The sequence below is a fragment of the Nocardia ignorata NBRC 108230 genome (assembly GCF_001612905.1).
GTDB classification, from domain to species: domain Bacteria; phylum Actinomycetota; class Actinomycetes; order Mycobacteriales; family Mycobacteriaceae; genus Nocardia; species Nocardia ignorata.
In genome coordinates, this window is sequence record NZ_BDBI01000002.1 from 597,921 (window position 1) to 623,770 (window position 25,850).

A 25,850-nucleotide genomic window follows, 5' to 3' on the forward strand; every position below is an offset into this window, starting at 1 on the left:
GGCGTGCCGCAGGCCGGGGCCCGCGTCGCCGCGCCGACCGGGCGGACGGGAATTACGCTGGTCTGGTGCTGACTGCCGAGGTGACCGTGCCGGTGGCGTGCGAGGTCGCGTTCGCGACGCTGTCCGACGGCTGGCTCTACGCCAGCTGGGTGGTCGGTGCCTCGCACATCCGCGAAGTCGACCCCGAATGGCCCGCCGTCGGCAGCCGTATCCACTACCGCTTCGGGCTGTGGCCGGTGCTGATCGGCGACACCACCGAGGTGCGAACGGTCGAGCCGCCGCACCGGCTGGAATTGGAGGCGCGGCTGTGGTCGATCGGGTCGGCCTGGATCCGGATCACCCTCACCGAGGCCGAGCCGGGGCGCACGACGATCCGGATGACCGAACGTGCCGCGCGCGGCCCGGCGAGCCTGATCCCGGGACTGGCCCAAGACGTGGCCTTCGCCGCGCGCAATCAGGAATCTCTGGAACGGTTGGCAGCCCTGATCCGCGCGCGAGCACGGTAGCTCGCGCGCGGATTCCGGCTAGCTGGGTTGCGGGAGTTCGCAGTCGTCGACCTTCGGGTTGACGCCCATGTAGTTGAGCGGGCCCGCGATCATGGTAACCGCGATGGTGCCCAACGAAGCGCAATTCTGGTCGCGCTCGGTGTAGTAGCCGCGTTGACCTGCGGCAAGGACACCGATCAGTAACCAGACCAGCACAACGATCGAAACGATGCGCGGCGTATTCGTCATGATGTGTCCTTTCCGGTGGCAGGCCCGGCTCAGTAGTAGTGCCTGCGACCGGCGACCGGACGCCCGATGCTGCCCGCGATGAGTAGCGCGAGGCCGATGACGAGCACGATCACACCAACGGTGTTGAGAATCGGGATGCCGAAGACGAGGCCGGCGATGAGAAGAATTGCACCGAGAAGAATCATGTGAAGCTCACCTGTTCGGGTAACGATCAGACGCACCGGGTGGCGCGTCTCGTGGGGCGTATGCCCGGTTCGGTGAAGAGGAAACAGCTTCGGTTGCGCCGGAACGGATTCGCGGCTCGATCGGTGCCGTTCCGAGTGCGGCGCGTCACCTCTCCGAGATGACGCGCCACGCGAATCAGCCTGCGGAGCCCGGCATTACGGCCGAGCCCGAGGGCGGGGGCGGGGTGGGTGCGCTCGAGCCGAAGTCGGCGTCGACCGAACCGGTCGGCAGACCGATGTCGACCGAGCCCGCGCTGCCGGTCGGCGGGCCGATCACCACCGAGCCGGACGGGAGCAGATCCCAATCGGCGCTGCCGACGGCATTGGCGGTGCCGCCCGCGGTGAGCAAGGCGGTGGCGGCCAGCGCGGTCAGAACGCCCGCGCGGGTGAGGGTGGGGGACAGGGACACGGTGATACCTCCGAGCACTTCACTGTGATAGCGCCCATACGGTATCTGAAATACGAGTGTTTCAGGAGCTTCTTCCGACTTCCATCTGCACGCGGTACCGATCGGAGCGGTACCAGCTGTGGGTGTGCTCGATCGGCACGTCGGCGCTGAACGACACGCGGTCGAAATGCAGAACGGGGGCGCCCTTGCGGACGCCGAGCAGTGCGGCGATCCCGGTGTCAGCGGCTTGGGCGTCGACCGTCTGCTCGGCGCGTTCGATCGGCCTGCCGTAGCGGTCGGCGGCGAGGCGGTACAGCGAGCCGGTGAGGTCGTGGGCGATGAGGTCGGGGACGAGTTCGGGGTTGAACCACGCGTCGTCGACGCTCACCGCGTCGTCGTCGGCCAGGCGCAAGCGGCGCACGTGATAGGCGCGCGCGCCCTGGGGCAGCCGCAGCGCGCGGGCCGTCGGCTCGGGCGCGGTGGCCTCCTCGGCGACCAGCACCAGGGTGCTCGGCTGATGGCCGAGGGCGCGCATCTCCTCGGTGAAGGAAGCCAGATGCAACCGCGACTGCACCGGCCGGTGAGCGACGAACGTGCCCTTGCCGCGCACCCGGACCAGATAGCCTTCGTTCACCAGCTGACCGACCGCCTCGCGCACGGTGATCCGGCTGACGCCGTAGTCCTGCATCAGGTTTCGCTCGCTGGTGAGCAGATCGCCGGGTTGGAGTTCGCGCGTGCATTTCTGCAGCAGGATCGCGCGCAACTGTTCATGCTTGGGCACTGCGCTGTCTCGCAGCGGTGCTGGCATGGGGCTGGCTCCTCTCGACGAACCGGTCCCTACTGGTCCTGTCCGGTCGTTGTCGAGGATACGCCAGCCGTCAGCGGATGCCGGGAGTGCGCGGGTCGGGGCCGATACAGCCGAGCACCACGCAGCCGGGTGGGGTGTCGGCGAACGGGGCTTTCGGTGTCTCGCCGAGACATTCGACGAAACCGCAGCCCGGATAGGCGTAGGGGCCGAGGCCGAAGGTGCCGAACACCGGGTCGGGCCGGGCGATCATCGGATCGGTGACGCTCACGTCCGGCTTCTCCCGATACGGTCCCGGATCCGGCACCGCCACATCGCGGAACGACGAGACCAGCTTGCGCATCACGTCATGGGTGTAGGTCGTCGAGATGCCGGGGGTGGCGACGCCGGTCCAGTTCAGTACCAGTCCGAGGCTGGGCACGATGTAGCTGTCGTTGCGCAGCATTCCCGACATCTTCACGGCATCGTCGGGCAGGCCGGGGAATTCGAGGCGGCAGGGCGCGCCGTTGATGACGAACAGGAAGCCGTAACAGGGCATGGCCCGCGACGGCGACAACGCCTCGCGCAGGTAGGCGTCCGAGATCACCTGCTGCTCCTTCCATCGGCCCCGATTGCCCACGAGCAGACCGAGTTTCGCGAAGTCGTCCGGTGGGAGCAGCAGATGCGCGTGGCCGTAGGTGTTTCCGGCGCGATCGCGGGCCCAGTAGTAATCGGTGCGTTCGATGCCCAACGGGTCGAACAGCTTTCGCTGGGCGAAGTCCTGGAAGTCCTCGCCGACGGCCTGTGCGATGACGTAGACGAGCAGGTCGACCGCGCGCTGGCTGTAGCGGAACTGGGTGCCCTGCGGGCGTTCGATCGGCATCGCGAGCGCCTGGGCGACGACGTTCGGGTCCAGCTGGGCCAGCCCCGTCGCGCCCTCGGCGGCGATGGCCACCTCCATCCCCGAGGATTCGGTGAGCAGGTTGCGCACGGTGATCGCGCGGTGCCCTTCGTCGCCGAGCCCCTCGGGCAGGTAGCGGCCGATGGGCGCGTCGACGTCGAGGCGGCCCTCGTCGACCGCCGCGCCCGCGATCAGCGCGACGACACTCTTGGTCCCGCTCCACAGATTCCACGGCACCCCACCGGATTCGGCGTTGCGTGGGCCCGCCGCCACCAGGCAGTTGTTGCGGTAGAGCTGGATGTTGAAGCGGGTGGGGTCGACGGCCAGGCGCATGGCCTCGGCGACCCGATCGGGGTCGAGGGCGACCTCGGCGGGAGAGGCCGCCTGCGGTGTGCGTCCGGAGCTGACCTCGCAGTGCCGCGCGATCGGCGGGTCGGCCGCCGCGACGGGCAGCAGCGCCGCCGAGGTCAGCGACACTGCGGTAACCGCCACCGCCGCACCATATTTCAGGAACCCACGCACGCAACCCCTCCGATGACTTGTCTCGGAGTGGCAATCGCGAACGGTGATGTTCCTGTTACGTGCCTAGCGGCCGTAGGGTTTGCAGACCTCGATCGCCGCGTCCTTGGACGCGTTGAACTGATCGATCACACCGTTGAGTTCGTCGGTGGGCGCACGGCGCTCGAGGGTGTCGGCGAGCAGGTTGGTCTTGTCGCGGTAGGTGCGCAGCGGGTCGGCCAGCTCGGCGATGACATCGGTGGTGACCTTGCGATCGACGTCCTTGGCATTGTTGCGCAGCACCGGAACCGCCTCGTTGGCCTTGGTGTCGGTGTCGGGGGCGCGGTTGTTGCTCGCCTCGATATAGGCGTTGAACGAGGCGACCGAGCTCTTGTTGGCCGCGCGCAGTCCGTCGCAGGCCGAGTCGTTGGCCGCCTTCACCTTCGCGGTCGAGGAGGCCGCGACTTCGGAGGTGTAGGAGGCGAGATCGGTGAGGTTGGCCTCGGCGGTACCGGGTACCTGGTTGGTGCAGGCGGCCAGCGTGAGCGCGCCCGCTACGACAACCAGCGCGGTGCCGAGCCCCATTCGTTCCCGTACCAGCATCTGTCTCTCCTCCCTCGCCGGAGCGTCGGTCACCGTCGCGGTGGCCGAACACATCGACCGTACTGGCTTCGGGACGATCAGGTGGCGCCACGCCGGTCCGGCGCGGCGCCACCCCGGGTCAGCTCTGGCCGAGCATGCCGCGCATGGTCGCGATCTCACCCTCCTGATCGGCGACGATCTTGGTGGCGAGCTGCTTCGCCTCCGGGTTGATTCCCTCCGCCAGCTCGGTCTGGGCCATGGCGACCGCGCCCTGGTGGTGCTCGATCATCATCTGCAGCCACTGCCGGTCGAACTCGGCGTCCTTCGCCGCTTCCAGTGCGCTCATCTGTTCCTCGGTCATCATGCCCGGCATGCCGTGGCCGCCGTGGCCCTCGGCGCTCGGGGCGGGCTTGCCGAAGCTGGTCAGCAGGTCGGTGATCTGGCGCATCTCCGGTGCCTGCGCCTGCTCGATCTGGGCGGCCAGCGCGATGAGCTGCTGGTTCTGGGTCCGGCTCGGCACCATCTTCGACATCTCGACCGCCTGCGCGTGATGCGGGTACATCATCTGCAGGAAGGTCACGTCGGCGTCGTCGAAGTCGGTGCGAGCCGTGGCGCTCGTCGTGCTCGCCGTGGTCGTCGAGGAGTGCTCGGTGGTGTGCGTGGTCGAATCGTCGCCGCACCCGGCGGCGACCACGGCGACAGCGGCGAGGGCGAGAACGGTACGGGTGATGGACATGGGTGGTCCTCCTGGGGATTCGGATGTGTGGTGTTGGACAGGGCCGCGTGGGCCGACCTGTCAGATCCGCAGAATCGCCAGTTGGGAAAGAGAAAGGACGGTCCAGGGAGGTGGCCGTTCGCGGCGGCCACGCCAGGTTCTCGTCGCCCGGCGGATGGCGTCGCCGTCCTCGGTCAGCCGCGACAGCAGCATCCAGCCGAGCAACACGGTCAGGGCGACGAGGACGAACACGCATCCGTGGACGGCCGCGTGCTCGCCGCAACCGCTGCTGCCGCAGCCGTGATCCTTCGTCGAGTCGTTCTGCGCCGGTACCGCTTCGACAGCCGGACCGACGGCTGTGTGGGCGGCGTTTCCGTGCGCGTGAGCGGAGGTGTCGTGTGCGGAGGTGACGAATACCGCGGAGTGCATGGCGACGATTCCGGCCAGCAGCAGCACGACGGCGAAGGCCCTCGCGAGGCGCGCGTACGACAGCTGGACGGTCACGGCGACGAGTCTAACCAGTGCTCAGGGGCTCTCCGCAATACCCGCACGTGGTAGGGGTAGAACTAGTCGTTCGCGATGTCGACGACGAGGCGCGGTGGGTCGGCGAGGGTGCTCACGGTGAAACCGGGACGGTCGGCGTCGAGCCCGATGAACGACTGGGTGACGCCTTCGTAGACCACCGACTTGTAGACGCCGGTGATGCGCGGCGTACTGGGATCGGTGACCGGATCGGGCCCGGCGAACGGGGGAACGGGGGAGTCGAACGGGTAGGCCGAACCGAGGATGCGCACCTCCAGGATCGAGCTGCCAGCCACGTCCACGGCCTTGCCGCTGGCGTCCTGCACGGCGTTGTCGGTGTAGGCCACCTGCCAGCCGGGGGTGCCGGTGCCGCCGAGGGTGTAGACGACCCGGTCGTAGCCGGAGTGGTGGCCGAGGCGGACATCGGTGACGGTGAGTGCGGCGCCGTTGCTCGCCTCGCCCGACTTCGCGTCGTTGTCGCGCGGACCGGTGGCGTCGGCGAACGTGCTCGCGGTGCTCGTTGTCGTCGTCGAGGGAGTCGCGGCGGGCGCGTCGTCGGAACCGCAGCTCGGCAGGACCAGAGCCGCGGCGGCGATCAGCACGAGCACGGGGGCGTTGCGCATGTGACCGATGGTACTCAGGTGAACTCGCGGGTTGCGGGAATCAGCCGGGCGCGTGTCCAGGCTGTGAGTTTGCTGGGCGCGCGCACCGCGGTATCAGCGCGGTCGGCACGCATCGCTGTAACCCGTTCGCCGTCAGTCTTTTCCATGCTCGGTGCGCATATGTGGGCGCCGGTTCCGATGTGCGGCAGGGGCGGATGTGACGATGGGGCAACGATCTAGCACACTTGTCGCGTGGACAGTGTCGAGGACGTATTCACCCGGCTGCGCCGGTATCCGGACGTGGAGGCGCCGAACCTCTATGCCGTCGACGCCGCGGATCGGTTGATTCTCGATACCGCCGCCGACGCGCTCGCGGGCGCGGGCAGCGGCGAGGTGGCGGTGATCGGCGACGCCTACGGCGCGCTGACCCTCGGGGTCGCGGTGCGGCACGGACACAGCGGCATCCGGGTGCACCAGGACCTGCTCACCGGCGAACTCGCCCTGGCGGGCAACGCCAAGAACTTCGGTCTCGCCGACCGCTTCACCGTGCACGGGCTCGACGCGGACCTGCTCACCGGCGCCCGCGTGGTCGTGATGCGGTTGCCGAAAATGCTTGCCGGGCTCGCCGAGATCGCCGAGGCCATCGCCCGCTACGCCGCCGACGATGTGGTCGTCTACGCCGGTGGCCGCGACAAATACCTCACCCCGACCATGAACGACGTGTTCGCCGAAACGTTCCGCCAGGTGCGGGCGGGCCGGGGCAGGCAGAAGTCACGGGTGCTCGTCGTCAGCGAACCGCTACCCGTCGGCGAACCACGATTCCCGGTGCGCGAGAACATCATCGAGATCGACGGTGACGTGGTCGCCTACGGTGCGGCGTTCTCCGGCCCACGCCTCGACATCGGCACCCGGTTCCTGCTCGAACATCTGGACCGGATGAAGCCCGACGCCCGCGAGGCCATCGACCTCGGTTGCGGCACCGGCATTCTCGCGGTGGCCCTGGCCAAATCGCGTCCGCGTATCCGGGTGGTCGGCACCGATCAGTCCTGTGCCGCCGTCGCCTCGGCCCGGGCGACCGCCGCCGCCAACGGTGTCGACGACCGCGTCACGGTGGTGCGCGACGACGCCATGTCCTCGGCCGCCGACAACAGCGCCGACCTGGTGCTGTGCAATCCGCCGTTCCATGTGGGCGCGGCCGTGCACACCGGATCGGCCATCAAGATGTTCGCCGAGACCGGCCGGGTGCTCCGCCCCGGCGGCGAACTGTGGACGGTGTACAACTCGCACCTGAACTATCGGGGTGTGGTGGAACGGATGGTCGGGCGGACCGACGTGATCGACCGGAACCAGAAATTCACGGTGACGCGGTCTGTCCGTGGCCTGCGCGACGTACAACGATAGGGGCGCTCCGACGGGGTAGAGTCCGATTTGTCCGAACGGACGGTGATGCGATCAATGATCGCGCCGCCGGGAACTTTGTTCGTTCGCGACACGTTGAACAGGGCAGTTGGAGCTGTACGACGTTTCATCACTCCAGGAAAGGCGCACGGTGCGTACCTCATCGAATCCGGTGTTCAAGAACTTACCTCGCCAAGAGGGAGTCGGCGGTTACGCGAACTTCGGTTCGGGCGTGACCGGCGCAGGCCAGCTGGGCAACCAGTACGGCGAATACGGTCAGCAGTACGGGCAGCAGTACCAGCAGGCGCCCGCCACCCGTGCCATGACCATCGACGACGTGGTCACCAAGACCGGCATCACCCTCGCGGTGCTCACCGTCTCGGCGATCGTCTCCTTCGCGCTGTCGTCGGCGAACCCGTCGCTGGCGCCGCTGTTCGTCATCGGCGGCGGCCTGATCGGCTTCGTGCTGGTCATGATCGCCAGCTTCGGCAACAAGATGGACAACCCCGCGCTCGTACTGTCGTACGCGGCGTTCGAGGGTCTGTTCCTCGGCGCGCTGTCGCTGATGTTCACCGACGTCACCTTCGGCGGTGTGGGCGGTAGCGCCCTGATCGGCCAGGCGGTGCTCGGCACGTTCGGCGTGTTCTTCGGCATGCTCGTGGTCTACAAGACCGGCGCGATCCGGGTCACCCCGCGATTCACCCGCATGCTGCTCGGCGCCATGGTCGGTGTGCTGGTCCTGATGCTCGGCAACCTGATCGCCAGTTTCTTCACCGACGGCGGCTTCGGCCTGCGCGACGGCGGCCCGCTGGCCATCGTGTTCAGCCTGGTCTGCATCGCCATCGCCGCGTTCAGCTTCCTGCTGGACTTCGACTCCGCCGACCAGCTGATCCGCGCCCAGGCCCCCGAGAAGGCCGCCTGGGGCGTCGCCCTCGGCCTGACCGTCACCCTGGTCTGGCTCTACGTCGAGATCCTCCGCCTGCTGAGCTACTTCCAGCGGGACTGAGTCAAGCGATAGACCCAACAGCGGCTCCCCACCGATCCGGCGGGGAGCCGCTGTGCTATCCAAACGCTTCTCAGCTGAGGCGTTCGATGACCATGGCCATGCCCTGGCCGCCGCCGACGCACATCGTTTCCACGCCGAACTGCTTGTCGTAGGTCTGCAGGTTGTTCAGCAGGGTGGCGGTGATGCGGGCACCGGTCATGCCGAACGGGTGGCCGAGGGCGATGGCGCCGCCGGAGACGTTGAGCTTGTCCTCGTCGATCTTCAGCTCACGCGCCGAGCCGAGCACCTGCACGGCGAAGGCCTCGTTGATCTCGAACAGGTCGATGTCGGCGACCGACTTGCCAGCCAGGGCGAGCGCCTTCTTGACGGCCTCGATCGGGCCGAGGCCCATGATCTCCGGGGACAGGCCCGAGACACCGGTGGACACGATGCGCGCCAGCGGGGTGAGACCGAGTTCCTTGGCCTTGGTGTCGCTCATGATCACCAGCGCCGCGGCGCCGTCGTTGAGCGGACAACAGTTGCCCGCGGTGACGGTGCCGTCGGGGCGGAACACCGGCTTGAGCTGGCTGACGGCCTCGTAGGTGACGCCGGCGCGCGGGCCGTCGTCCTTGCTGACGACGGTGCCGTCGGGCAGGGTCACCGGGGTGATCTCCCGCTCGAAGAAGCCGTTCTTGATGGCTTCCTCGGCCCGGTTCTGCGAGCGCACGCCCCAGTGGTCCTGGTCCTCGCGGCTGATGCCGGTGAGCGAGGCGACGTTCTCGGCGGTCTGACCCATCGCGATGTAGGCGTCGGGCAGCAGGCCGTCCTCGCGCGGGTCGTGCCACGCGCCCGCGCCGCCCTCGGCGGTCTTGGCGGTGCGGGCCTCGGCCTCGGCGAACTCCGGGTTCTTGGTGTCGGGCGAACTGTCGGCCGAACCCTTGGCGTAGCGGGAAACGGTCTCCACACCGGCGGAGATGAACACATCGCCCTCGCCGGCCTTGATCGCGTGGAAGGCCATCCGGGTGGTCTGCAGCGACGAGGCGCAGTAGCGGTGCACGGTGGTGCCGGGGACCACGTCGAGGCCGAGCTTCACCGCGACGATGCGCCCCTGGTTGAAGCCACCCTCACCGGCGGGGGAGCCGGTGCCGAGGATGATGTCGTCGACCTGGGTGGGGTCGAGGGCAGGGACCTTGGCCAGCGCGGCCTGGACCATCTGCGCGGTCAGGTCGTCCGGGCGCATCCCGGCCAGGGACCCCTTGACGGCACGGCCGATCGGGGAGCGGGCGATGGAAACGATGACGGCCTCGGGCATGAGGACTCCTTTTCGGAAGGCTGGCGCGAACGGCTGTTGTACATACCGCTCATTCGTGAATGTACGTCTCGCTCTGCGCGACAGGAAGACCAGGGCGGCCACGCACCGCGGAGACGAGCACCGGCAACAACTGGGCGGCCGCGAGTTCGTAACCGGCTGCCGAAGGATGGAAGCCGTCGGTCGCGAAGAGGATCTCGGGAGCCGCCCGGAACTCCGAGGCCACCAGCGGCGAGCCCATCGGCACCGCGATTCCCCCGGCCAGCGTGGTCGCCACCGTCTGCGCCTTGCCGAGCCGCACACTCCAGTTCGCCACTACCGTGCGCAACGGCTGCGGGATGGCGGTGACAGTGCCGAGGTTGGGACACGTGCCGACGACGACCAGCGCGTCGGCCTCGCGCAACCGCGATACGGCCTGCGCGAGCCTGCGGGCCGAGGCACGGATCGAATGCTTCTTGGTGATGTCGTTGGCGCCGACCAGGATCACCGCCGCGTCCGGCGGCGGGCCCGCGATGAACATCGCATCGACCTGCCCGGCCAGGCCCTTGGAGGTTGCGCCGGAAATGGCCTTGGTACTCAACCGGATCCGCATGCCGGTGGCCTCGGCCAGGCCGCGGGCCAGGCGCACACCCGGCACCTCGGCGGCGCCGAGGCAGCCGAGACCGGCCGCGGTGGAGTCGCCGAAGATCATCAGGTGCAGGTCGAACGGGACGTTCTTGCGCCACGGCTCGGGCCGGCTCGCACCGGGGGCGTACACGCCGTCGGCCTCGGGCGGCTTGGAGGTGTCGCGGCCGATCACCGCGCGTGCGGCGCCTGCCTGGGTCATCAGCAACCGGTAGGTCGCCCAGGAGACGGTGCCCGCGCCCGACCCGGCGAGGACGGTCGTGGCGCCGGTGACCGCGGCCGTGCGCCAGCTGATTCGAGGTGCGCTCACATCCGAAAATTCTACGGCGGACTATGGTGCGGGAGTGGGGAAGGCGCCCGAGCTGTTGCGACTCGGCCAACCGGCCGGGCGACGGCTGCTCGCCGCCACTGTGCTCGGCTCGGGGATGGGGTTTCTCGACGGCACCATCGTCAACGTCGCGCTTCCCCGGATCGGCGCCGAACTGCACGCCGACCTGGCCGCGCTGCAATGGGTCATCAACGGCTACACCCTCGCACTCGCCTCGCTGATTCTCGTCGGTGGCGCGCTCGGCGACCGATTCGGCCGCAAACGGATGTTCGCCTGGGGTGTCGTCGCGTTCGCCGTCACCTCCGCGCTGTGCGCGCTCGCGCCGACGATCGAAACCTTGATCGCGGCACGGTTGTTGCAGGGCGTCGCCGCCGCCCTGCTGACCCCCGGCAGTCTGGCTCTGGTCGAGTCGTCGTTCGTTCATCACGACCGGATGCGGGCCATCGGCGCCTGGACCGGCATGCTCGGCGTCGCCACCGCGGCTGGTCCGGTGCTCGGTGGCTGGCTGGTCGGGCTGTCGTGGCGGTGGGCGTTCGCGATCAATCTGCCGCTGGCCGTGCTCACCCTGCTGCTGTTGCGCGGCGCGCCGGAGTCACGCGACGAACGCGCGGACGGCAAGCACTTCGACCTCCCCGGCATCGTGCTCGCGCCGGTGGCGCTGGCCGGGGTCACCTGGGCGCTGACCGCATGGCCCGGCACCGGCCCCACGCCCGCGACGGTCGGCGCCGCGGCGACGGGTGTGGTCGCCGCCGTGGCGTTCGTCGTCGTCGAACGGCGGGCGCGGTATCCGATGGTGCCGCCCGAGATGTTCGCCGACCGGGTCTTCAGCCTCATCAACGTGGTGACGCTGCTCGTCTACGCCGCGCTGTCCGGCTCGATGGTGTTCCTCGCCCTGTTCCTCCAGATCGGCGCCGGCTGGTCGCCGTTGGCGGCCGGGGCGGCGAGCGTGCCGATCAGTGTGCTGATGTTCCTGCTCGCGGCGCGTTTCGGCGCCGTCGCCACCCGGTTCGGGCCACGCGGGCCGATGGTGATCGGCGCGTTGGTCCTGGCCGGTGGGCTGGCGCTGCTGGCGGGTGCGCCGCGCGACCCCGGCTTCGTGACCGACATCCTGCCCGGGATGCTCGCCATGGGCCTCGGCCTCTCCATGCTCGTCGCCCCGCTGACCGGCACCGTCCTCGCCGCCGCACCGGCTGGTCGAGCCGGGGTCGCCAGCGGCATCAACAACGCGGTCTCGCGCACGGCGGGGTTGCTCGCCGTCGCCGCGTTGCCGCTGCTGGTCGGGCTTTCCGGGCACGCCTATGCCGACGCCGATGCCGTCACCGCGGCCTATCGCGGCGCGCTGTGGTGGTGCGTGGGCTTGGTGCTCGCCGGTGCAGTCGTCACCGCGGTCGGCCTGTCGGGGCGTCGCGCCGCCGGGTGATGGACCGGTGTGCTGGCACACACTGTCGGACCAGGTCGCGACCTGCGCGCGAGGTTCTGCAACTATGGAGCTCATGCGCATCGCGGATCATGTCGTCGACCTCATCGGCAACACCCCACTGGTTCGGCTGAACTCGGTGGTCGGCCCGAACGCGGGCCTGGTCGCCGCGAAGATCGAATACCTCAACCCGGGCGGCAGCTCCAAGGACCGCATCGCGGTCAAGATGATCGATGCCGCCGAGGAAGAGGGCCTGCTGAAGCCGGGCGGCACGATCGTCGAGCCCACCTCGGGCAACACCGGCGTCGGCCTGGCCTTGGTCGCCCAGCAGCGCGGGTACAAGTGCGTATTCGTCTGCCCCGACAAGGTGAGCGAGGACAAGCGCAACGTGCTGCGTGCCTACGGCGCCGAGGTCGTGGTCTGCCCGACCGCCGTGCCGCCGGAGCACCCCGACAGCTACTACAACGTCTCCGATCGCCTGGTCCGCGAGATCGACGGCGCCTGGAAGCCCAACCAGTACTCCAACCCGGGCGGCCCGGAAAGCCACTACGAGACCACCGGCCCCGAGATCTGGGCCGACACCGAAGGCAAGGTCACCCACTTCGTCGCGGGTGTCGGCACCGGCGGCACCATCACCGGCACCGGCCGCTACCTCAAGGAGGTCTCGGGCGGGAAGGTGAAGATCATCGGCGCCGACCCCGAGGGCTCGGTGTACTCCGGCGGCACCGGCCGCCCCTACCTCGTCGAGGGCGTCGGTGAGGACTTCTGGCCCACCGCCTACGACCCGGCCGTGCCCGACGAGATCATCGCCGTCTCCGACGCCGACTCCTTCGAGATGACCCGTCGCCTGGCCCGGGAAGAGGGCCTGCTCGTCGGCGGCTCGTGCGGCATGGCCGTGGTCGCCGCGATCGAGGTGGCCCGGCGCGACCCCGACGCCGTCGTCGTGGTGCTGCTGCCCGACGGTGGCCGCGGCTACCTGTCGAAGATCTTCAACGACAAGTGGATGAGCTCCTACGGCTTCCTCACCACCCCGCTCGAGTCGGGCCCGGAACCGCTGGTCGGTGACGTGCTGCGCGGCAAGTCGGGCGAGCTGCCCGACCTGGTGCACACCCACCCGTCGGAGACCCTGCGCGACGCCATCGAGATCCTGCGCGAATACGGTGTCTCGCAGATGCCGGTCGTCGGCGCGGAACCGCCGGTGATGGCGGGCGAGGTGGCGGGCAGCGTCACCGAACGCGACCTGCTCTCGGCCGTCTTCGAGGGCCGCGCCCAGCTCACCGACTCGGTGGCCCAGCACATGAGCCCGTCCTTCCCCTTGATCGGCTCGGGCGAACCTCTCTCGACCGCCACCAAGGCCCTGTCCGACACCGACGCCCTGATGGTCGTCGAAGACGGCAAGCCCGTCGGCGTCATCACCCGCCACGACCTGCTCGGCTTCCTGAGCACCGGCTCGATCTGAGGTCAGACCGCATGTGAGGCCGTGCGCAGACTTCGGCCAGCTGGAGTGCGTGTCGCCAGCTGACGGCCCGCTGTCCCGATGCGCTCGACGTCATTCATCGAGCAGCGACTCCGCGACCATCGAGCCAGTTCCACACGGTTTTCGGTGATGCGCTGGAACCAGGACCTGCCAGTGCAAGAACTGCCACAGCCTCACCCAAGTCGTCCATGCCTACGCCTGCCGCGTAGGTAGCGAGCGCGTTCATGTCTTTGTCGGCCTCTGCCCGCAAGCCTGCCAGGATTTCGGCATCGCGTTCGGCCGTCCGCCGCAGTCGATCCCGTTCCAGGGCCTGCTCGATGACAGCAGCGCGGCTGGGCGCCAGCCCGGCGGAAACCGTGCGGTCGAGGTAACTCACTGTGGCTTCGTCGGGCGAACAGTGATTTGCCTGCGCATCCCACTATTGTGCTCGATTCGGGTTTCGGCGCACGAACATACCGGCGGCGGCGCGGGCGGGCTGGACCAACTCGTGCACTCGTCGCACTGGAAACCTCAGTGCGCCAGGTGATTTGCGTAGTCGCCGAAGTTGCCAGACCGGTAAGATCCCCGGCGAGTCAGCGGAACGGCGGGGGATTCAACGAATACGGAACAGGCACGGCCACGATTGACGTTCGGCGCACATCCGCGGGGCAATGTGATGGCAACGCAAGGTTGGCACAACCACTCGAGCCCGCGCACCGGCTCTCCAGCCAGCAGCGGGCGCTGATATGAATCCAGCTCCGGGTGCTCGGGTGATGGTGGCAGGCCGAATAATCCTGCAATGCGTGGTGTGTCGCGGAGATCGATTCCAGTATCGCCAGGTCAGCATGAACACTCCGGGGATGACCATGATGGGCTGGGATTGGCTCAACAAAAGCGCCACCGGCGTGGTGTGTCTGCGGTGCGGATACGTTCACCAGTTCATGCAGCCGGTGCAATGGGAAACGCCGCCGCCAACGGGGTGACCGTCGGCCCAGGCTTGCCGGTCCGCAACGGGGCAGCGAACGGACGGCCTCACGTGGGGTGTGGCGACCAGCATCTCATGGCTTTACCTGACATTATCACATTTGATAATATCGCTTCATGGTGGGCGGCCCGAACGATGTCAGTGGCGAGCTTGCTGCCGTGCTCGAATCGGCCGCCAAGCTGCAGGACTTGGTCCCGGACGCGGTGCTGGTCGGGGGTTCGGCGGCAGCGCTCTATGCGGGGCACCGTGACTCCTACGATCACGATCATGACCTGCGCGACCTGCGGGACCGTTTCGACATGGTGCTCGAGGCGATCGAGTCCGAGGGGGAGTGGGTTACCAACCGGGTGCGGCCGGGAAAGTTGATACTCGGCCGATTGGGCGATATCGAAGCCGGGGTCCGGCAGTTGATTCGCGCGCGGCCGCTGGAAACGGCCACCGTCGAGCTTCCCTCCGGGCGCCGATTATGTGTACCGACCGTCGCGGAAACGCTGCGTATCAAGGCCTTCCTGATCGTGCGACGGAACCAAACCCGTGACTATCTCGATGTTGCCGCACTGACCGAGGCGATGGGGACCGCCGAGGCGGTCGAGGTGCTTGCGCATATCGATGAGTACTACGCCGACCAGCGGATCGACGGCATGCCCGTCTCCTCTCAGGTGGTGCGTCAGCTCGCTGATCCACGACCCGCTGATTCGTCGGTCACTCAGCAGCTGACGGCGTATCGCAACCTCGATCACCAGTGGCACGATTGGAATCGGGTGCGGGAGCGGTGCCGGGAAGTGGCGATAGCGCTCGTGGAAGGTGGGGATGATGGTCCAGTTTCGTAACTTGAATATCTCCCCGGACGCGCCGGTCTCGGAGTGGCCGACCGAGGCGGTGCAAACCGCGTTGGAGCGTGGTGACCTTCGTGATTGGCGGCGGATCGGTGCGGAGTTGCGGCGCGACCCGTGGGGGCGGATCGCGCGTCGGTTGGAAGAGATCCTTTCGCACAGTCGTCCCTACGGGGTCGCCGAGTTGATGGAAGGCCTACTCGAGCGGGCACGCGAGCGCGCCGAGGCCGACGAGCGAAGAGAAGTTGCCGACGAGGTGCGTCGGGCGGTCGCCGATTCTGGGTTGACCAGCGCCGAATTCGCCGCCAGCGTGGGAACTTCCGGCTCACGACTGTCCACCTACATGAGCGGCAAGGTTGTCCCCTCCTCGACGATGATGGTACGAATTCGTCGCGTGGCAGACCGCCACCGATCGGTCGCGTGACCCGCTCGGGACGCGGATGGTCGGTTGATACGGGCACAGCGGGATCGGTTGATCGAGCCGGCGCAGCGACTGCAGAGCGCGCACGGCGTCGTGCTTGGCAACATCGTCTGGGGTGAGCAGGGAGCGCAACGGCGGCGCGATCAGAGTGACGATGAAGTCCCGCAGGGCGGTCGCTGTGGACAGCCCTGCGGGATGTCGGTCAAGCCAACGCGGAGTGTAGTTTCACCCACTGCTCCGGGTGGACATAGGCGACAACCGTGTCGTGGGCGATGCCTGCGCTGTGCAGGGCCGTGTCCACGCCGTGGTAGCGGGTTCGCAGTGCGGTGCGGACCGAGCCGCCGATTCCGGAGTATGCGGTGCGTACCAGTTCGGTATAGGAGTCGCGGTGGGGGACAAGGGGTGTCGGGCGGCGGTCGAGTCGCAGGACGGCGGCGTCGACTGCCGGGATCGGGCGGAAACTCGTGCGGTGGATGTGGCCGCGTAGTTGCCAGTCGAACCACGGCCAGGTCAGGGCGGTTGTCAGGCTCCATCTTCCGTAGTCGCCGGTGTGTTTGCGGGCGTACTCGCGTTGGGTGAGCAGGGTCGCCGAGGTGAGGGCCGGTGCGCTCAGGCACCAGTCCACGATCCGTGTGGTTGCCGAGAACGGGATGTTGCCGACCACCGCGAACTCGGTGCGTGGTGTCTTGGCCTTGGTGAAATCACCTCGGACCACCTGGATTCCGTGCTCGCCTCTGGTCTGGGCCGAGAGTTTGGCCGCGAGCAGTGGATCGATTTCGTAGGCGGTGACTTCGGCCCCGCGCCGGGCGAGTGCCCGGGTGAGCACGCCCTCGCCCGCACCGGGTTCGAGCACGGTGCCGGCTGGATCGGCGACGGTCATCAGTAGTTCGACCGCATGTGGATCTACCAGGAAGTTCTGTGACAGCGTCCTTCTGTTCGAGTCACGCGACTTACGGTGGCCCCCATGCGCGGTGACCTTGCGCTGGGTGTGTGAATAGTTCTTGTGTGAATGGTCCTGCGCCACGGCAGTTGCCCCTTCGGGTCATCGAGTCGGAAGAGTCTCGATGGGCCCTGGGCGCGCCGGTGGACGCGAGAGTGCAGATCCGCGTCCGCTAGCGGGCCAGAGCCCGGGCGTGGCGGATGCGGATGAATACGGGGCACGACATGCGGATCACGCTAGAACTCGGTCTGTTCGGTTCGCAACCGAATTTCACGCCCCGCTGACCGTTCGTGTGCGCAGGGCGGCCACCGCCGACTCGGCGGCGATCAACGCGCTGTTGATGGAGATCTCCCCGCGCATGCCGGGCGCGGCGACCATGTCACCGGCCAGGTACACCCCGTTGCCCCGATCGACGGCCGGACGATCGTGCCAGGTGGTGCCCGGGAGGTCGAGGGCGCCGGTGCGGTTCTTCGCGGTGGCTTTGCGGTGGAAGGTCTTGCGGGAGCGCCAGTCCGGGATGGTGGCGTCGGCGAAGGCTTCGAGGCGGCGGTGGGCGGCATCGCGGGATTCGCCCGGGCGGACGGGCATCTGGAGTTGGTAGAGGGATTCGCCCGCGGGAGCGATGGAGTCGTCCTGCATGGTGTAGGACTCGTGGAAGCCGCCTTCGTCCAGGTCGAACACCAGGCTGCGGTCGCGGCGGTCCTTGGCGACGGCGATGTCGAGGAGAGCGGCGAACCCCGATGTGCCGCGCGGTATTTCGTCGCCGAGCAGACGGCGCGCCGAATCCAGGTCGGTCGCCACGATCACCGGGCCGTCGGTCGGCACGCTGTCCAGGCGTGAACCGGTTTCGATCGCGACGCCGAGTCCTGTTGCCCGCGTGACCATACGATCCACCGTGCGTTGCCACCCGCCGCGCACCCAGCGCACCGCCGGAACCTTCGTCCCGAGGACACGCTGGAAGAGGTCCCAGACGAACGCGGCCGAGAGCCGACCGGTTTCCGCGTCATAGGTGACCACACTGATCGCGTTGGCCATCCGGGTCGCGGTCCGCTCGCCCCAGCGCTCGGTCGCCCAGGTATGGAAATCGATGTCCACCGGGGCTGTCAGGCGAGTTCGGGCTTGTGCGCGGAGCATGGCGATCGGCGGCATCCGGCGCAGCGTGCCCTCGCACCGGAACGCGATCTTCGCCGCGTCGACGGGGGACGGCCAGCCGAGTCCGTCGACGAAGCCGCGCTTCTTCAGCCAGGTGTAGTGCGGTCCGTCGGCGTAGAACACATGCGCGCCCTCGTGCACCACATGTGGTGGTTCGGTGGCGCGGCCCCGACCGCCGAGCGTGCTGTGCGCGTCGTGAAGGCGCACGGCCGCACCGGTTTCGGCGACCGCGATGGCCGCTGTGAGTCCGGCCAGGCCGCCCCCGATCACCGTGACAGGTGTGTTCATGGTTGTTCCTCCTCGTTGCCCGCCCATTCGAGTCGGGCGGCGATCATTTCCGCGGTTGCTCTCAGATAGCTTTCGGCCTCGACATTCGCGGGATGGTCGCCGTCGAAGATGTCGCGGATCAGCCAGAAGTGCGCGATAGCGCCGACGAGTACGGCGGCGGTGGCCTCCCAGTCCTGTTCGCGCTCAGGGGTTCCGGCCAGCTCGGCGAGTCCTCGGGTGACCACCGGCATGACGACGCCGTACTCCTGTTGCCGGAAGACCTCGAGCATGTCGGCGGGAACCGAGTTGTCGCGCATCAGGATCCGGTTCACATCGCGATCGTGGTCGATCCGGTCCAGGCCGATCCGGCACAGCGCCGTCAGCTTGTCGACCAGTGAACCGGCGGGGGCGACCGCGGCGGTGATCGAGAAGTCCGGCGCCAGGAACAGCTCCAACGCGCCGCGTTCGGACAGTCGCGACGACACCGCCTCGACCAGCAGTTCGTCCTTGGACCGGAAGTGCCGGTACAGCCCACCGGCTCCGCTGGACAACCCCGCGGCATGCTCGATCTGAGCCACCGAGGTCTTGGCGAACCCCTGCTCGCCGAACAACCGCAGCGCCTCGGCCATGATCCGCTCGCGCGTCGACGGCGTCACCGGCACCTCCCGTCATAAGTAACCACTTACTTACAGACTGAACCGCTACCGCGCAGAGCGCAAGAGCGCATCGTGTGACACATCCCTTGTGCGACACGTAGGCAACTTTCTCGCAACCAGCTGGTTCGGACCGAGTCAAGGGGGTAAGACTGCGGTGACACTCTCGGCAAATCGGGCGGGAAGAGCGAAAGGAAGTGCTGTGGACAACTCCGTCGTCGCGATCGACTTCCAGCAAGGCTTCAATGACGCTTGGAGTTCGGTAGCGCAATTCGTGCCGAAATTGGTTGCCTTCATCGCCATCCTGCTGATCGGCTGGATCATCGCGAAAGTAGTGGCGAAGGTGGTGAACGCGGTGCTCGAGCGGGTCGGTTTCGACCGGCTGGTCGAGCGCGGCCAGATCAAGAAGATGATGGCCAAGAGCAAGTACGACGCCTCTGATCTGCTGGCCAAGCTGGCCTACTACGCGATCCTGCTGATCGCGCTGCAGATCGGTTTCGGTGTGTTCGGCCCCAACCCGGTCAGTGACCTGCTCACCGGCATCGTGGCCTGGCTGCCGAAGGCGGCGGTGGCGATCGTGATCGTGGTTATCGCGGGTGCGGTCGCGCACGCGGTGAGCGAGCTGGTCACCAACGCGCTCGGCGGCCTGTCCTACGGTTCGCTGCTCGGCAAGATCGCCTCGGTGTTCATCTGGGCGATCGGCATCATCGCTGCCCTGAACCAGATCGGTGTCGCCACCACGGTGACCACCCCGATCCTGATCGCGGTGCTCGCCACGATCGGCGGCATCCTCGTCGTCGGCGTGGGCGGTGGTCTGGTCCGGCCCATGGAGCAGCGCTGGAGCAGCTGGCTCGGCAACCTGGAATCGGAGATGCCCACACTGAAGGGCGAGGCGCAGGCCTACCAGCGTGGTCGTGAAGACGTGACGCGCGAGGGTCAGCGGGTGCCGGGTTCGCACACCCAGCAGACCCAGCAGGAATGGGCGACTCCCGGTGCGGGCGGCAGCCCGCAGGCCGGTGGCTACCCGCAGACGGGCCAGCAGCCCGGCTGGGGCGGGGAAACCATGAGGTAGGAACCGACCGGCGCCGGCGTTCCGTCACCGCTTCGGGTGGCGGAGCGCCGATTCCGGTGTCAGGCGCCGGCGTGGTGGCAGACGGCGGCGAGCCGGTACTGCAGCCAGTCGGCGTCGTGCCAGGTCTGCGGCGCCACTCCGGCGAACACACCCGCTCGCTCGGCGACGACCTGATCGAGCAGCCCGCGCACGTATCCGGCCAGCAGGATGGCGAGCGGAAGCCGCGCCGCCTCCTCGACCCCGTACTCGAGAATGTCGCGGACGGCGGCGGCGTGCTGGTCCAGCTGCGCCAGCACCCCGGGGTGCTGCGCCGCGGCGGCGGCCGCGGGGACGCCGTATTCGATGTTCAACTGTCGCAGATGTCGCCGTGCCGAAATTTCGAGCAGTGCGGGGCCGAGCGAAAACACCACCAGATGGTAGCGAATCCGTCATAGAGCGGCGAACGCGGCGCAACTTTACGATCCTGTGCACAGACTTGCGTGAAGTGCCGCCCCGATGGATTCTGGGCAGGTATAACCGATTCGGGAGAACTTTCGGCAAACCAGCTCGGCGAGCGAAAGGATCTACGGTGCACGTTACCGATTCGGCGGTTCAGCTGCTGTGGGCGAACCCTGTCGTCGCCGCGGGCGCCGGTTACACGGCGCGCTCCGGTGTCACGGGGCTGCTGCGTCACCGGCCTTACGCGCGGGTGCTCGGCCGATTCGTCGCGGCTTTCCTCTGGGGTAGCGGCGGAGTCGCCGCGCTCACCGCCCTCGGGGTTCCCCTCGGCCTCACCCTCCCGCTCGCTCTCACGGTGCTCACCGTGGTCGCCCTCACGCTCACCCTCGTCTTCGCCGGCGGAATGATCCGCCCCGCGCCCGCCGACTCGACGGACTGATCCGGCGACGAGTCGACCGGCCTAGCGGAAAGCGTTCGCGTCGGTGAGCGCCTTGCCCAGCACCAGTTGATGCACCTCGGCCGTGCCCTCGTAGGTCAGGACCGACTCCAGGTTGTTGGCGTGCCGCAGCACCGGGTAGTCGAGGGTGATCCCGTTGGCACCGAGAATCGTGCGGCATTCGCGGGCGATGCGGATCGCCTCACGCGTGCTGTTGAGCTTGCCCGCGCTGATCTGTTCACTCGTGATCTCGTGCCGGTCCTTCAACCGGCCGAGGTGCAGGGCCAACAGCTGTCCCTTGCCGAGCTCTAGCGCCATGTCGGCCAGCTTCGCCTGGGTGAGCTGGTAGCCGGCCAACGGCTTGTCGAACACCTCGCGGGTGCGGGCGTAGTCGACGGCGGCGGCGAGGCAGTCGCGGGCGGCGCCCAGCGCACCGAAGACGATGCCGAAGCGCGCCTCGCTCAAGCACGCCAGCGGCGAACTCAACCCGCGTGACTCGGGAAGTACCGCGTCGGCGGGCAGGCGCACGTCATCGAAATCCAGTGCGGCGGTCAGGGATGCGCGCAGCGACAACTTCCGGTGGATCTCCCGGGCGGTGAATCCGGGGGTGCCCGCCGGTACGAGGAACCCGCGCACCCGTGGCTTGTCGTCGCCGGGCTCCTCGGCATAGGCCCACACCACGGCGATATCGGCGACCGAGCCGTTGGTGATCCACATCTTCGACCCGTTGAGCACCCAGTCGTCGCCGTCGCGTCGCGCGCGGGTGCGCATGCCACCGGGGTTGGAGCCGTAGTCGGGTTCGGTGAGCCCGAAGCAGCCGATCAGCTCACCGGCCGCCATGGCGGGCAGGTACTGCTGCTTCTGCTCCTCGGACCCGAAGAAGTGGATGGCCGTCATGGCGAGTGAGCCCTGCACCGACACCATGCTGCGCACACCGGAGTCCACGGCCTCGAGTTCCTGACAGGCCAAGCCGTAGGCGGTGGCCGACGCGCCGGCGCAGCCGTACCCCTCGAGGTGCATGCCGAGCAGTCCGAGCTTGCCGAGTTCGGGCGCGATCTCGCGGGCGGGGAAGGTTCCCGCCTCGAACCACTCCGCGATGTGCGGGCGAAGGCGTTTCTCGCCGAATCGGGCGACGGTATCCCGGATCTCACGCTCCTCCGGGGACAGCAACGCATCGATCGCGAACAACTCTTCCACGGTCACCATGGCGTCAGCTTAACCGTGGCACCGTCACCGAATCGGGCACTTCGTGCAGGCGTGATACCCGTGCGCGAACGGCCGGATCCGGGCATCTAGTCTGAGTCCATGAGTGAGCTGGGATTCTCGACCAGGGCCGTGCACGCCGGATATGAACCCGATCCTCAGACCGGTGCGGTGAACGTCCCCATCTACGCGAGTTCCACCTTCGCCCAGGACGGCGTCGGCGGCATGCGCGGTGGCTACGAGTACGCGCGCACCGGCAATCCGACCCGCACGGCGCTGGAAGCCAACCTCGCCGCCCTCGAATCGGGCAGCTACGGTCGCGCCTTCGCCTCGGGTATGGCCGCGACCGACTGTGCGCTGCGCGCGGTGCTGCGCCCCGGCGACCACATCGTCATCCCCGACGACGCCTACGGCGGCACCTTCCGGCTCATCGACAAGGTGTTCAGCCAGTGGGGCATCGAGCACTCGCCCGCCCACATCGCGAACCTCGACGAGGTGCGGGCAGCCATCCGGCCCAACACCAAACTGGTGTGGATCGAGACGCCGACCAACCCGCTGCTGAGCATCGGCGATATCCCGGCCCTTGCCGACATCGCGCACGCGGCGGGCGCCAAGCTCGTCGTCGACAACACCTTCGCCACCCCGTACCTGCAGCAGCCGCTGCTGCTCGGCGCCGACATCGTCGTGCACTCGACCACCAAGTACCTCGGCGGTCACTCCGATGTCGTCGGCGGCGCGCTCATCACCAACGACGAGGAACTCGACAAGGCGTTCGCGTTCCTGCAGAACGGCGCGGGCGCGGTGCCCGGCCCGTTCGACGCCTTCCTCACCCTGCGCGGCATCAAGACCCTCGCCGTGCGCATGGAGAAGCACTGCGACAACGCCGAGGTGATCGCGGAGTTCCTCGCCAACCATCCGGCCATCTCGAAGGTGATCTACCCGGGCATGCCGTCGCATCCCGGCTACGAGGTCGCGCAGAAGCAGATGCGCCGCAGCGGCGGCATGATCTCGGTTCGCCTGGCCGGTGGCCGGGAGGCGGCGCTGAAGTTCTGCTCGCGCACCACGATCTTCACCCTCGCCGAATCGCTGGGCGGCATCGAATCGCTCATCGAGCACCCGGGCGCCATGACCCACGCGAGCACCGAGGGCTCGGCCCTGGAGGTGCCCGCGGATCTGGTGCGGCTCTCGGTGGGCATCGAGGACATCAGCGACCTGCTCGCCGACATCGAACAAGCGTTGAGCTGAGCGGGAACCAGAAAATGACGAAGCGGCCGCATCCGGTATCCGGGTGCGGCCGCTTGCGTTCGGGTTCTATTTCACGGGGCTCGAGGCGGCCGTGTTCAGCCGTGGTAGGGCTCCGCGCTGACCAGGGTCACCTTCATGGTGTTGCCGTTGGGCAGCGTGTATTCGCGGGTCTCGCCAACCTTGGCGTCGATCAGCGCGCCGCCGAGCGGGGAGTTCGGCGAGTAGGTCTCGAGATCGGTGGCGCCGAGGCCCTCTTCGCGGGTGGCGATCAGGAAGGTCTCGGTGTCGCTCTCGTCGCCGTCGTAGTAGACGGTGACGACCGAACCGGGCAGTGCCACACCGGACTTGGTGGGTGCCACGCCGACCTTGGCGTTGTTGAGCAGCTCCTGCAGCTGGCGGATACGCGCCTCCTGCTGACCCTGCTCCTCACGCGCGGCGTGGTAGCCACCGTTCTCCTTGAGGTCGCCTTCTTCGCGACGCTCGTTGATCTCGGCGGCAATGACCGGACGATTGGCAATGAGCGAGTCCAGCTCACTCTTGAGCCTGTCGTGCGACTCCTGGGTAAGCCAGGTCACATTCTCGGTCATCTCGATCACTCCCTAGTAGTTGTTCCCGGCGCACCGGGATTCCCTGAAACCGGCGCCCCGCCCCCCGGTAGGAGGGCATGCACCAGCCCGACGGCTGGAGCGATCCTGGGGGTGAACCCGTAACCCGGAAACAGCATCGCTGGCCGCCAATGCAGCAAACACGGCTCCGAGCCCCGGAACCGTGTATCCAGCTATTTTAGCATGTCTCACAAAGATGCAGGTCAGGGCCGATCGCGCGGTGTCAGCGCAGCCGGAGATAGCTGGGGACGTCCTCGGTGCAGCCGTAGACGTCGCCCGCCGAGGGGCGGCTGGATGCCTTGACCGTGGTGCTCACCTGCACGCTGGTCGCCTCCGAGCCGGGCACGAGGATCTCGCGCCTGCCCACTTCGGCGCCGTCACGGTCCATCGCCCGCACGAAGCACACCACGGCGTTGCCCGGCTCGTCGCGGGTCACCTTCACCCGCATCTCCAGCGTCGAGTCGTCGACGACCACGTAACCGAGCTGCTCGGTCTCGATCGCCCTCGGGCCGTATTTCTGGAAACCGAGATAGGCGACGACGAAGCCGGCGACCACCACGCCGACACCGAGCAAAGCGAGCACCCAGGGGCGACGCACCGGTGGTTTCGTGCCATACCGTTCGGCGTGTCGCGCTGCTGAGGCGGCCGAGCTCGCGGCGGAGTGCGGTGCGGGCTCGGTCATCGGTTCTCGCTCCCGGGGGTGGTCGGAACAAAAGTGGGGTCGGATGGAACTATAGGGACTGTAGTTCTGACACCCGCGAGCGAGAGCGATGGTGAACGAGACGTGAGTGGCCTTCGCCTCATGGCGGTGCACGCCCACCCCGACGACGAATCGAGCAAGGGCGCCGCGACCACGGCCAGGTACGCGGCCGAGGGCGTCGACGTCCTTGTCGTCACCCTGACCGGTGGCGAACGCGGCAGCATCCTGAACCCGGCCATGGACACCCCGGGTGTTCTCGACCGGATCGAGGAGATCCGGCGCGAGGAGATGGCCGCGGCCGCCCATGCGCTCGGTGTGCGCCAGCAGTGGCTCGGTTTCGTCGACTCCGGTCTGCCCGAGGGCGACCCGCTGCCGCCGCTGCCCGAGGGTTGCTTCGCGCTGGTCCCGCTCGAGGAGGCCACCGAGGCGTTGGTCAAGGTGGTGCGCGAGTTCAAACCGCACGTGATCACCACCTACGACGAGACCGGCGGCTACCCGCACCCCGACCACATCCGCTGCCACGAAGTGTCGGTGGCCGCGTTCGACGCGGCGGGCGACCCGGAGGCGTTCCCCGACGCGGGCGAACCGTGGACCCCGCTGAAGCTGTACTACGACCACGGCTTCAGTCAGAAGCGCCTGGAAACCTTCGCCGCCGAGTTCGAGCGTGAGGGCAAGCCTTTCCCGCTGCAGGAATGGCTGGACCGGATGCGTCAGTACGCGGCGGCGCGCGGCGATATCATGGCCCGGGTCACCACGCAGATCGAGTGCTCGAAGTACTTCCCCCAGCGTGACGACGCCCTGCGCGCGCACGCGACCCAGATCGATCCCAACGGCGCGTTCTTCGCGATCCCGTTGGAGATGCAGCAGCGGCTGTGGCCGACCGAGGAGTTCGAATTGGCCAAGACCAGAGTATCCACCGCCATCCCGGAGACCGACCTGTTCGCCGGTATCGAGGACGCCGACCGGTGATTCTGGCTCTCCTCGCACAAGACCCCGGCACCCCGACCGGCCCGGAGTTCGGCAAGGCCTCCCCGCTCGGCCTGCTGATCGTGTTGATCCTGCTGGCCGGCACCGTCCTGCTGGTTCGTTCGATGAACAAACACCTCAAGGGCCTGCCGGAGACGTTCGAACCCGAACATCCCGAACCGGACCAGAAGGCCGACGAGGGCACCGACCCGGGCGCGATCCCGGACACCGGCGACGGCACCGAACCGCCGAAACCGGCGGCGACCTAACGGGCCAGATCGGCCACCAGTTCACCGATCAGATCGCGAGCGGCCTCGGCATGTTCGGCGATCTGTCGTGGCGCGCCGCTGGCACTGAGCTCGATGGTCTTGTTGATCAAGCCGAACGCGATGATCAGCTGCCGCAGAGCAGCCCGGCGCTCGGACGGTGTCATGTCGGAAGCCGTCGGCTGGGTCATCGTCACAGCT

The 25,850-nt window shown here is 68.0% G+C and carries 32 protein-coding genes; 12 read left to right on the forward strand and 20 right to left on the reverse strand.

Annotated elements, in window-relative coordinates:
* The first annotated feature begins 65 nt into the window (after positions 1-65).
* Positions 66-506, forward strand: a complete 441-nt coding sequence (locus NI2_RS03025; RefSeq protein ID WP_067485588.1) for an SRPBCC family protein — start codon at positions 66-68, stop codon at positions 504-506.
* Positions 507-524: 18 nt separating this feature from the next.
* Here the strand turns inward: NI2_RS03025 and NI2_RS03030 are convergent, their stop codons facing one another.
* From NI2_RS03030 to NI2_RS03065, 9 genes are all read right to left on the reverse strand, one after another.
* On the reverse strand, positions 525-734 hold the full coding sequence (locus NI2_RS03030; RefSeq protein WP_067485590.1) for a hypothetical protein: 210 nt from the start codon (positions 732-734) through the stop codon (positions 525-527).
* Positions 735-763: 29 nt separating this feature from the next.
* Positions 764-919 (reverse strand): DUF6131 family protein, encoded by a 156-nt coding sequence (locus NI2_RS34350; protein WP_166655728.1) that lies wholly within the window; start codon positions 917-919, stop codon positions 764-766.
* Between the two features lie 175 nt (positions 920-1,094).
* Entirely contained in the window at positions 1,095-1,367 is a 273-nt protein-coding gene (locus NI2_RS03035) for a hypothetical protein (protein ID WP_133733844.1), read from the reverse strand.
* Between the two features lie 61 nt (positions 1,368-1,428).
* Positions 1,429-2,154, reverse strand: a complete 726-nt coding sequence (locus NI2_RS03040; RefSeq protein ID WP_067485594.1) for a GntR family transcriptional regulator — start codon at positions 2,152-2,154, stop codon at positions 1,429-1,431.
* A 70-nt stretch (positions 2,155-2,224) separates the two neighbouring features.
* Positions 2,225-3,523, reverse strand: coding sequence for a serine hydrolase domain-containing protein (locus NI2_RS03045; protein WP_067485962.1), 1,299 nt, complete (start codon positions 3,521-3,523; stop codon positions 2,225-2,227).
* A 93-nt stretch (positions 3,524-3,616) separates the two neighbouring features.
* A complete protein-coding gene (locus NI2_RS03050; RefSeq protein WP_067485963.1) occupies positions 3,617-4,132 on the reverse strand; it encodes an Rv2240c family protein in 516 nt (171 codons plus the stop codon).
* A 118-nt stretch (positions 4,133-4,250) separates the two neighbouring features.
* The gene (locus NI2_RS03055) at positions 4,251-4,847 is read right to left on the reverse strand and encodes a DUF305 domain-containing protein (RefSeq protein ID WP_067485596.1); all 597 of its coding nucleotides are present in this window, start codon (positions 4,845-4,847) and stop codon (positions 4,251-4,253) included.
* A 60-nt stretch (positions 4,848-4,907) separates the two neighbouring features.
* A complete protein-coding gene (locus NI2_RS03060) occupies positions 4,908-5,330 on the reverse strand; it encodes a DUF6153 family protein (RefSeq protein WP_067485598.1) in 423 nt (140 codons plus the stop codon).
* 62 nt (positions 5,331-5,392) lie between these two features.
* Positions 5,393-5,971 (reverse strand): AMIN-like domain-containing (lipo)protein, encoded by a 579-nt coding sequence (locus tag NI2_RS03065; protein ID WP_067485600.1) that lies wholly within the window; start codon positions 5,969-5,971, stop codon positions 5,393-5,395.
* Positions 5,972-6,202: 231 nt separating this feature from the next.
* On the opposite strand from NI2_RS03065, the gene NI2_RS03070 reads away from it, so the two are divergent.
* Entirely contained in the window at positions 6,203-7,351 is a 1,149-nt protein-coding gene (locus tag NI2_RS03070) for a class I SAM-dependent methyltransferase (protein WP_067485602.1), read from the forward strand.
* Between the two features lie 148 nt (positions 7,352-7,499).
* A complete protein-coding gene (locus NI2_RS03075) occupies positions 7,500-8,354 on the forward strand; it encodes a Bax inhibitor-1/YccA family protein (protein WP_067485966.1) in 855 nt (284 codons plus the stop codon).
* A gap of 70 nt (positions 8,355-8,424) precedes the next feature.
* On the opposite strand, the gene NI2_RS03080 is transcribed toward NI2_RS03075, so the two are convergent.
* Both NI2_RS03080 and NI2_RS03085 read right to left on the reverse strand, forming a co-directional pair.
* Positions 8,425-9,645, reverse strand: coding sequence for an acetyl-CoA C-acetyltransferase (locus NI2_RS03080; protein WP_067485604.1), 1,221 nt, complete (start codon positions 9,643-9,645; stop codon positions 8,425-8,427).
* 49 nt (positions 9,646-9,694) lie between these two features.
* Positions 9,695-10,576: an SGNH/GDSL hydrolase family protein gene (locus NI2_RS03085; protein ID WP_067485606.1), complete on the reverse strand. Its 882-nt coding sequence runs from the start codon at positions 10,574-10,576 to the stop codon at positions 9,695-9,697.
* Positions 10,577-10,610: 34 nt separating this feature from the next.
* Here NI2_RS03085 and NI2_RS03090 point away from each other — a divergent pair, with 34 nt between their 5' ends.
* On the forward strand, positions 10,611-12,014 hold the full coding sequence (locus NI2_RS03090) for an MFS transporter (RefSeq protein ID WP_067485608.1): 1,404 nt from the start codon (positions 10,611-10,613) through the stop codon (positions 12,012-12,014).
* Positions 12,015-12,087: 73 nt separating this feature from the next.
* A complete protein-coding gene (locus NI2_RS03095) occupies positions 12,088-13,470 on the forward strand; it encodes a cystathionine beta-synthase (RefSeq protein ID WP_067485967.1) in 1,383 nt (460 codons plus the stop codon).
* A gap of 94 nt (positions 13,471-13,564) precedes the next feature.
* On the opposite strand, the gene NI2_RS35520 is transcribed toward NI2_RS03095, so the two are convergent.
* Positions 13,565-13,864 (reverse strand): hypothetical protein, encoded by a 300-nt coding sequence (locus NI2_RS35520; RefSeq protein WP_174552175.1) that lies wholly within the window; start codon positions 13,862-13,864, stop codon positions 13,565-13,567.
* 704 nt (positions 13,865-14,568) lie between these two features.
* On the opposite strand from NI2_RS35520, the gene NI2_RS03100 reads away from it, so the two are divergent.
* Positions 14,569-15,282: a hypothetical protein gene (locus NI2_RS03100; protein WP_067485610.1), complete on the forward strand. Its 714-nt coding sequence runs from the start codon at positions 14,569-14,571 to the stop codon at positions 15,280-15,282.
* Positions 15,266-15,709 carry an XRE family transcriptional regulator gene (locus NI2_RS03105; protein WP_208115318.1) on the forward strand — a complete coding sequence of 148 codons (444 nt, stop codon included), beginning with the start codon at positions 15,266-15,268 and terminating at the stop codon, positions 15,707-15,709. Before NI2_RS03100 ends, NI2_RS03105 begins: the two co-directional genes overlap by 17 nt.
* 199 nt (positions 15,710-15,908) lie before the next feature.
* Here NI2_RS03105 and erm read toward each other — a convergent pair whose 3' ends face one another.
* The 3 genes from erm to NI2_RS03120 all read right to left on the reverse strand — a co-directional run bounded on the left by erm (position 15,909) and on the right by NI2_RS03120 (position 18,721).
* The gene (gene erm / locus NI2_RS03110) at positions 15,909-16,730 is read right to left on the reverse strand and encodes a 23S ribosomal RNA methyltransferase Erm (protein WP_067485612.1); all 822 of its coding nucleotides are present in this window, start codon (positions 16,728-16,730) and stop codon (positions 15,909-15,911) included.
* A 186-nt stretch (positions 16,731-16,916) separates the two neighbouring features.
* Positions 16,917-18,086: an NAD(P)-binding protein gene (locus tag NI2_RS03115; RefSeq protein ID WP_067485614.1), complete on the reverse strand. Its 1,170-nt coding sequence runs from the start codon at positions 18,084-18,086 to the stop codon at positions 16,917-16,919.
* Positions 18,083-18,721 carry a TetR/AcrR family transcriptional regulator gene (locus NI2_RS03120; protein WP_133733843.1) on the reverse strand — a complete coding sequence of 213 codons (639 nt, stop codon included), beginning with the start codon at positions 18,719-18,721 and terminating at the stop codon, positions 18,083-18,085. The genes NI2_RS03115 and NI2_RS03120 overlap by 4 nt, the downstream gene beginning before the upstream one ends.
* Before the next feature lie 199 nt (positions 18,722-18,920).
* On the opposite strand from NI2_RS03120, the gene NI2_RS03125 reads away from it, so the two are divergent.
* The gene (locus NI2_RS03125; protein WP_067485618.1) at positions 18,921-19,790 is read left to right on the forward strand and encodes a mechanosensitive ion channel family protein; all 870 of its coding nucleotides are present in this window, start codon (positions 18,921-18,923) and stop codon (positions 19,788-19,790) included.
* Between the two features lie 59 nt (positions 19,791-19,849).
* Here the strand turns inward: NI2_RS03125 and NI2_RS03130 are convergent, their stop codons facing one another.
* Positions 19,850-20,197, reverse strand: coding sequence for a DUF6401 family natural product biosynthesis protein (locus NI2_RS03130; protein WP_067485976.1), 348 nt, complete (start codon positions 20,195-20,197; stop codon positions 19,850-19,852).
* 161 nt (positions 20,198-20,358) lie between these two features.
* Between NI2_RS03130 and NI2_RS03135 the strand changes: the two genes are divergently transcribed.
* Positions 20,359-20,667 carry a hypothetical protein gene (locus tag NI2_RS03135; protein WP_067485620.1) on the forward strand — a complete coding sequence of 103 codons (309 nt, stop codon included), beginning with the start codon at positions 20,359-20,361 and terminating at the stop codon, positions 20,665-20,667.
* Between the two features lie 21 nt (positions 20,668-20,688).
* Here the strand turns inward: NI2_RS03135 and NI2_RS03140 are convergent, their stop codons facing one another.
* Positions 20,689-21,870 carry an acyl-CoA dehydrogenase family protein gene (locus NI2_RS03140; RefSeq protein WP_067485621.1) on the reverse strand — a complete coding sequence of 394 codons (1,182 nt, stop codon included), beginning with the start codon at positions 21,868-21,870 and terminating at the stop codon, positions 20,689-20,691.
* 99 nt (positions 21,871-21,969) lie between these two features.
* Between NI2_RS03140 and NI2_RS03145 the strand changes: the two genes are divergently transcribed.
* Positions 21,970-23,112, forward strand: a complete 1,143-nt coding sequence (locus NI2_RS03145) for a cystathionine gamma-synthase (protein ID WP_067485623.1) — start codon at positions 21,970-21,972, stop codon at positions 23,110-23,112.
* Positions 23,113-23,207: 95 nt separating this feature from the next.
* On the opposite strand, the gene greA is transcribed toward NI2_RS03145, so the two are convergent.
* On the reverse strand, positions 23,208-23,699 hold the full coding sequence (greA, locus tag NI2_RS03150; protein WP_067485978.1) for a transcription elongation factor GreA: 492 nt from the start codon (positions 23,697-23,699) through the stop codon (positions 23,208-23,210).
* Between the two features lie 241 nt (positions 23,700-23,940).
* Positions 23,941-24,399 (reverse strand): DUF4307 domain-containing protein, encoded by a 459-nt coding sequence (locus NI2_RS03155; RefSeq protein ID WP_067485625.1) that lies wholly within the window; start codon positions 24,397-24,399, stop codon positions 23,941-23,943.
* Positions 24,400-24,519: 120 nt separating this feature from the next.
* On the opposite strand from NI2_RS03155, the gene mca reads away from it, so the two are divergent.
* Together mca and NI2_RS03165 are read left to right on the forward strand one after the other, a co-directional pair.
* Positions 24,520-25,386, forward strand: a complete 867-nt coding sequence (mca, locus tag NI2_RS03160; RefSeq protein WP_133733926.1) for a mycothiol conjugate amidase Mca — start codon at positions 24,520-24,522, stop codon at positions 25,384-25,386.
* On the forward strand, positions 25,383-25,652 hold the full coding sequence (locus NI2_RS03165; protein ID WP_067485627.1) for a hypothetical protein: 270 nt from the start codon (positions 25,383-25,385) through the stop codon (positions 25,650-25,652). Before mca ends, NI2_RS03165 begins: the two co-directional genes overlap by 4 nt.
* Here NI2_RS03165 and NI2_RS03170 read toward each other — a convergent pair.
* Positions 25,649-25,840 carry a hypothetical protein gene (locus tag NI2_RS03170; protein ID WP_067485629.1) on the reverse strand — a complete coding sequence of 64 codons (192 nt, stop codon included), beginning with the start codon at positions 25,838-25,840 and terminating at the stop codon, positions 25,649-25,651. The two genes, NI2_RS03165 and NI2_RS03170, sit on opposite strands and share 4 nt — an antisense overlap.
* Positions 25,841-25,850 lie beyond the last annotated feature (10 nt).

Bases quoted from the DNA above. Each gene is read 5' to 3' on its own strand.
- NI2_RS03030 (WP_067485590.1), bottom strand. From the start codon at position 734: ATGACGAATACGCCGCGCATCGTTTCGATCGTTGTGCTGGTCTGGTTA.
- NI2_RS34350 (WP_166655728.1), bottom strand. From the start codon at position 919: ATGATTCTTCTCGGTGCAATTCTTCTCATCGCCGGCCTCGTCTTCGGC.
- NI2_RS03040 (WP_067485594.1), bottom strand. From the start codon at position 2,154: ATGCCAGCACCGCTGCGAGACAGCGCAGTGCCCAAGCATGAACAGTTG.
- NI2_RS03050 (WP_067485963.1), bottom strand. From the start codon at position 4,132: ATGCTGGTACGGGAACGAATGGGGCTCGGCACCGCGCTGGTTGTCGTA.
- NI2_RS03055 (WP_067485596.1), bottom strand. From the start codon at position 4,847: ATGTCCATCACCCGTACCGTTCTCGCCCTCGCCGCTGTCGCCGTGGTC.
- NI2_RS03065 (WP_067485600.1), bottom strand. From the start codon at position 5,971: ATGCGCAACGCCCCCGTGCTCGTGCTGATCGCCGCCGCGGCTCTGGTC.
- NI2_RS03080 (WP_067485604.1), bottom strand. From the start codon at position 9,645: ATGCCCGAGGCCGTCATCGTTTCCATCGCCCGCTCCCCGATCGGCCGT.
- NI2_RS03095 (WP_067485967.1), top strand. From the start codon at position 12,088: ATGCGCATCGCGGATCATGTCGTCGACCTCATCGGCAACACCCCACTG.
- NI2_RS03100 (WP_067485610.1), top strand. From the start codon at position 14,569: ATGGTGGGCGGCCCGAACGATGTCAGTGGCGAGCTTGCTGCCGTGCTC.
- NI2_RS03105 (WP_208115318.1), top strand. From the start codon at position 15,266: ATGGTCCAGTTTCGTAACTTGAATATCTCCCCGGACGCGCCGGTCTCG.
- NI2_RS03115 (WP_067485614.1), bottom strand. From the start codon at position 18,086: ATGAACACACCTGTCACGGTGATCGGGGGCGGCCTGGCCGGACTCACA.
- NI2_RS03140 (WP_067485621.1), bottom strand. From the start codon at position 21,870: ATGGTGACCGTGGAAGAGTTGTTCGCGATCGATGCGTTGCTGTCCCCG.
- NI2_RS03145 (WP_067485623.1), top strand. From the start codon at position 21,970: ATGAGTGAGCTGGGATTCTCGACCAGGGCCGTGCACGCCGGATATGAA.
- greA (WP_067485978.1), bottom strand. From the start codon at position 23,699: ATGACCGAGAATGTGACCTGGCTTACCCAGGAGTCGCACGACAGGCTC.
- NI2_RS03155 (WP_067485625.1), bottom strand. From the start codon at position 24,399: ATGACCGAGCCCGCACCGCACTCCGCCGCGAGCTCGGCCGCCTCAGCA.
- mca (WP_133733926.1), top strand. From the start codon at position 24,520: ATGGCGGTGCACGCCCACCCCGACGACGAATCGAGCAAGGGCGCCGCG.
- NI2_RS03170 (WP_067485629.1), bottom strand. From the start codon at position 25,840: ATGACCCAGCCGACGGCTTCCGACATGACACCGTCCGAGCGCCGGGCT.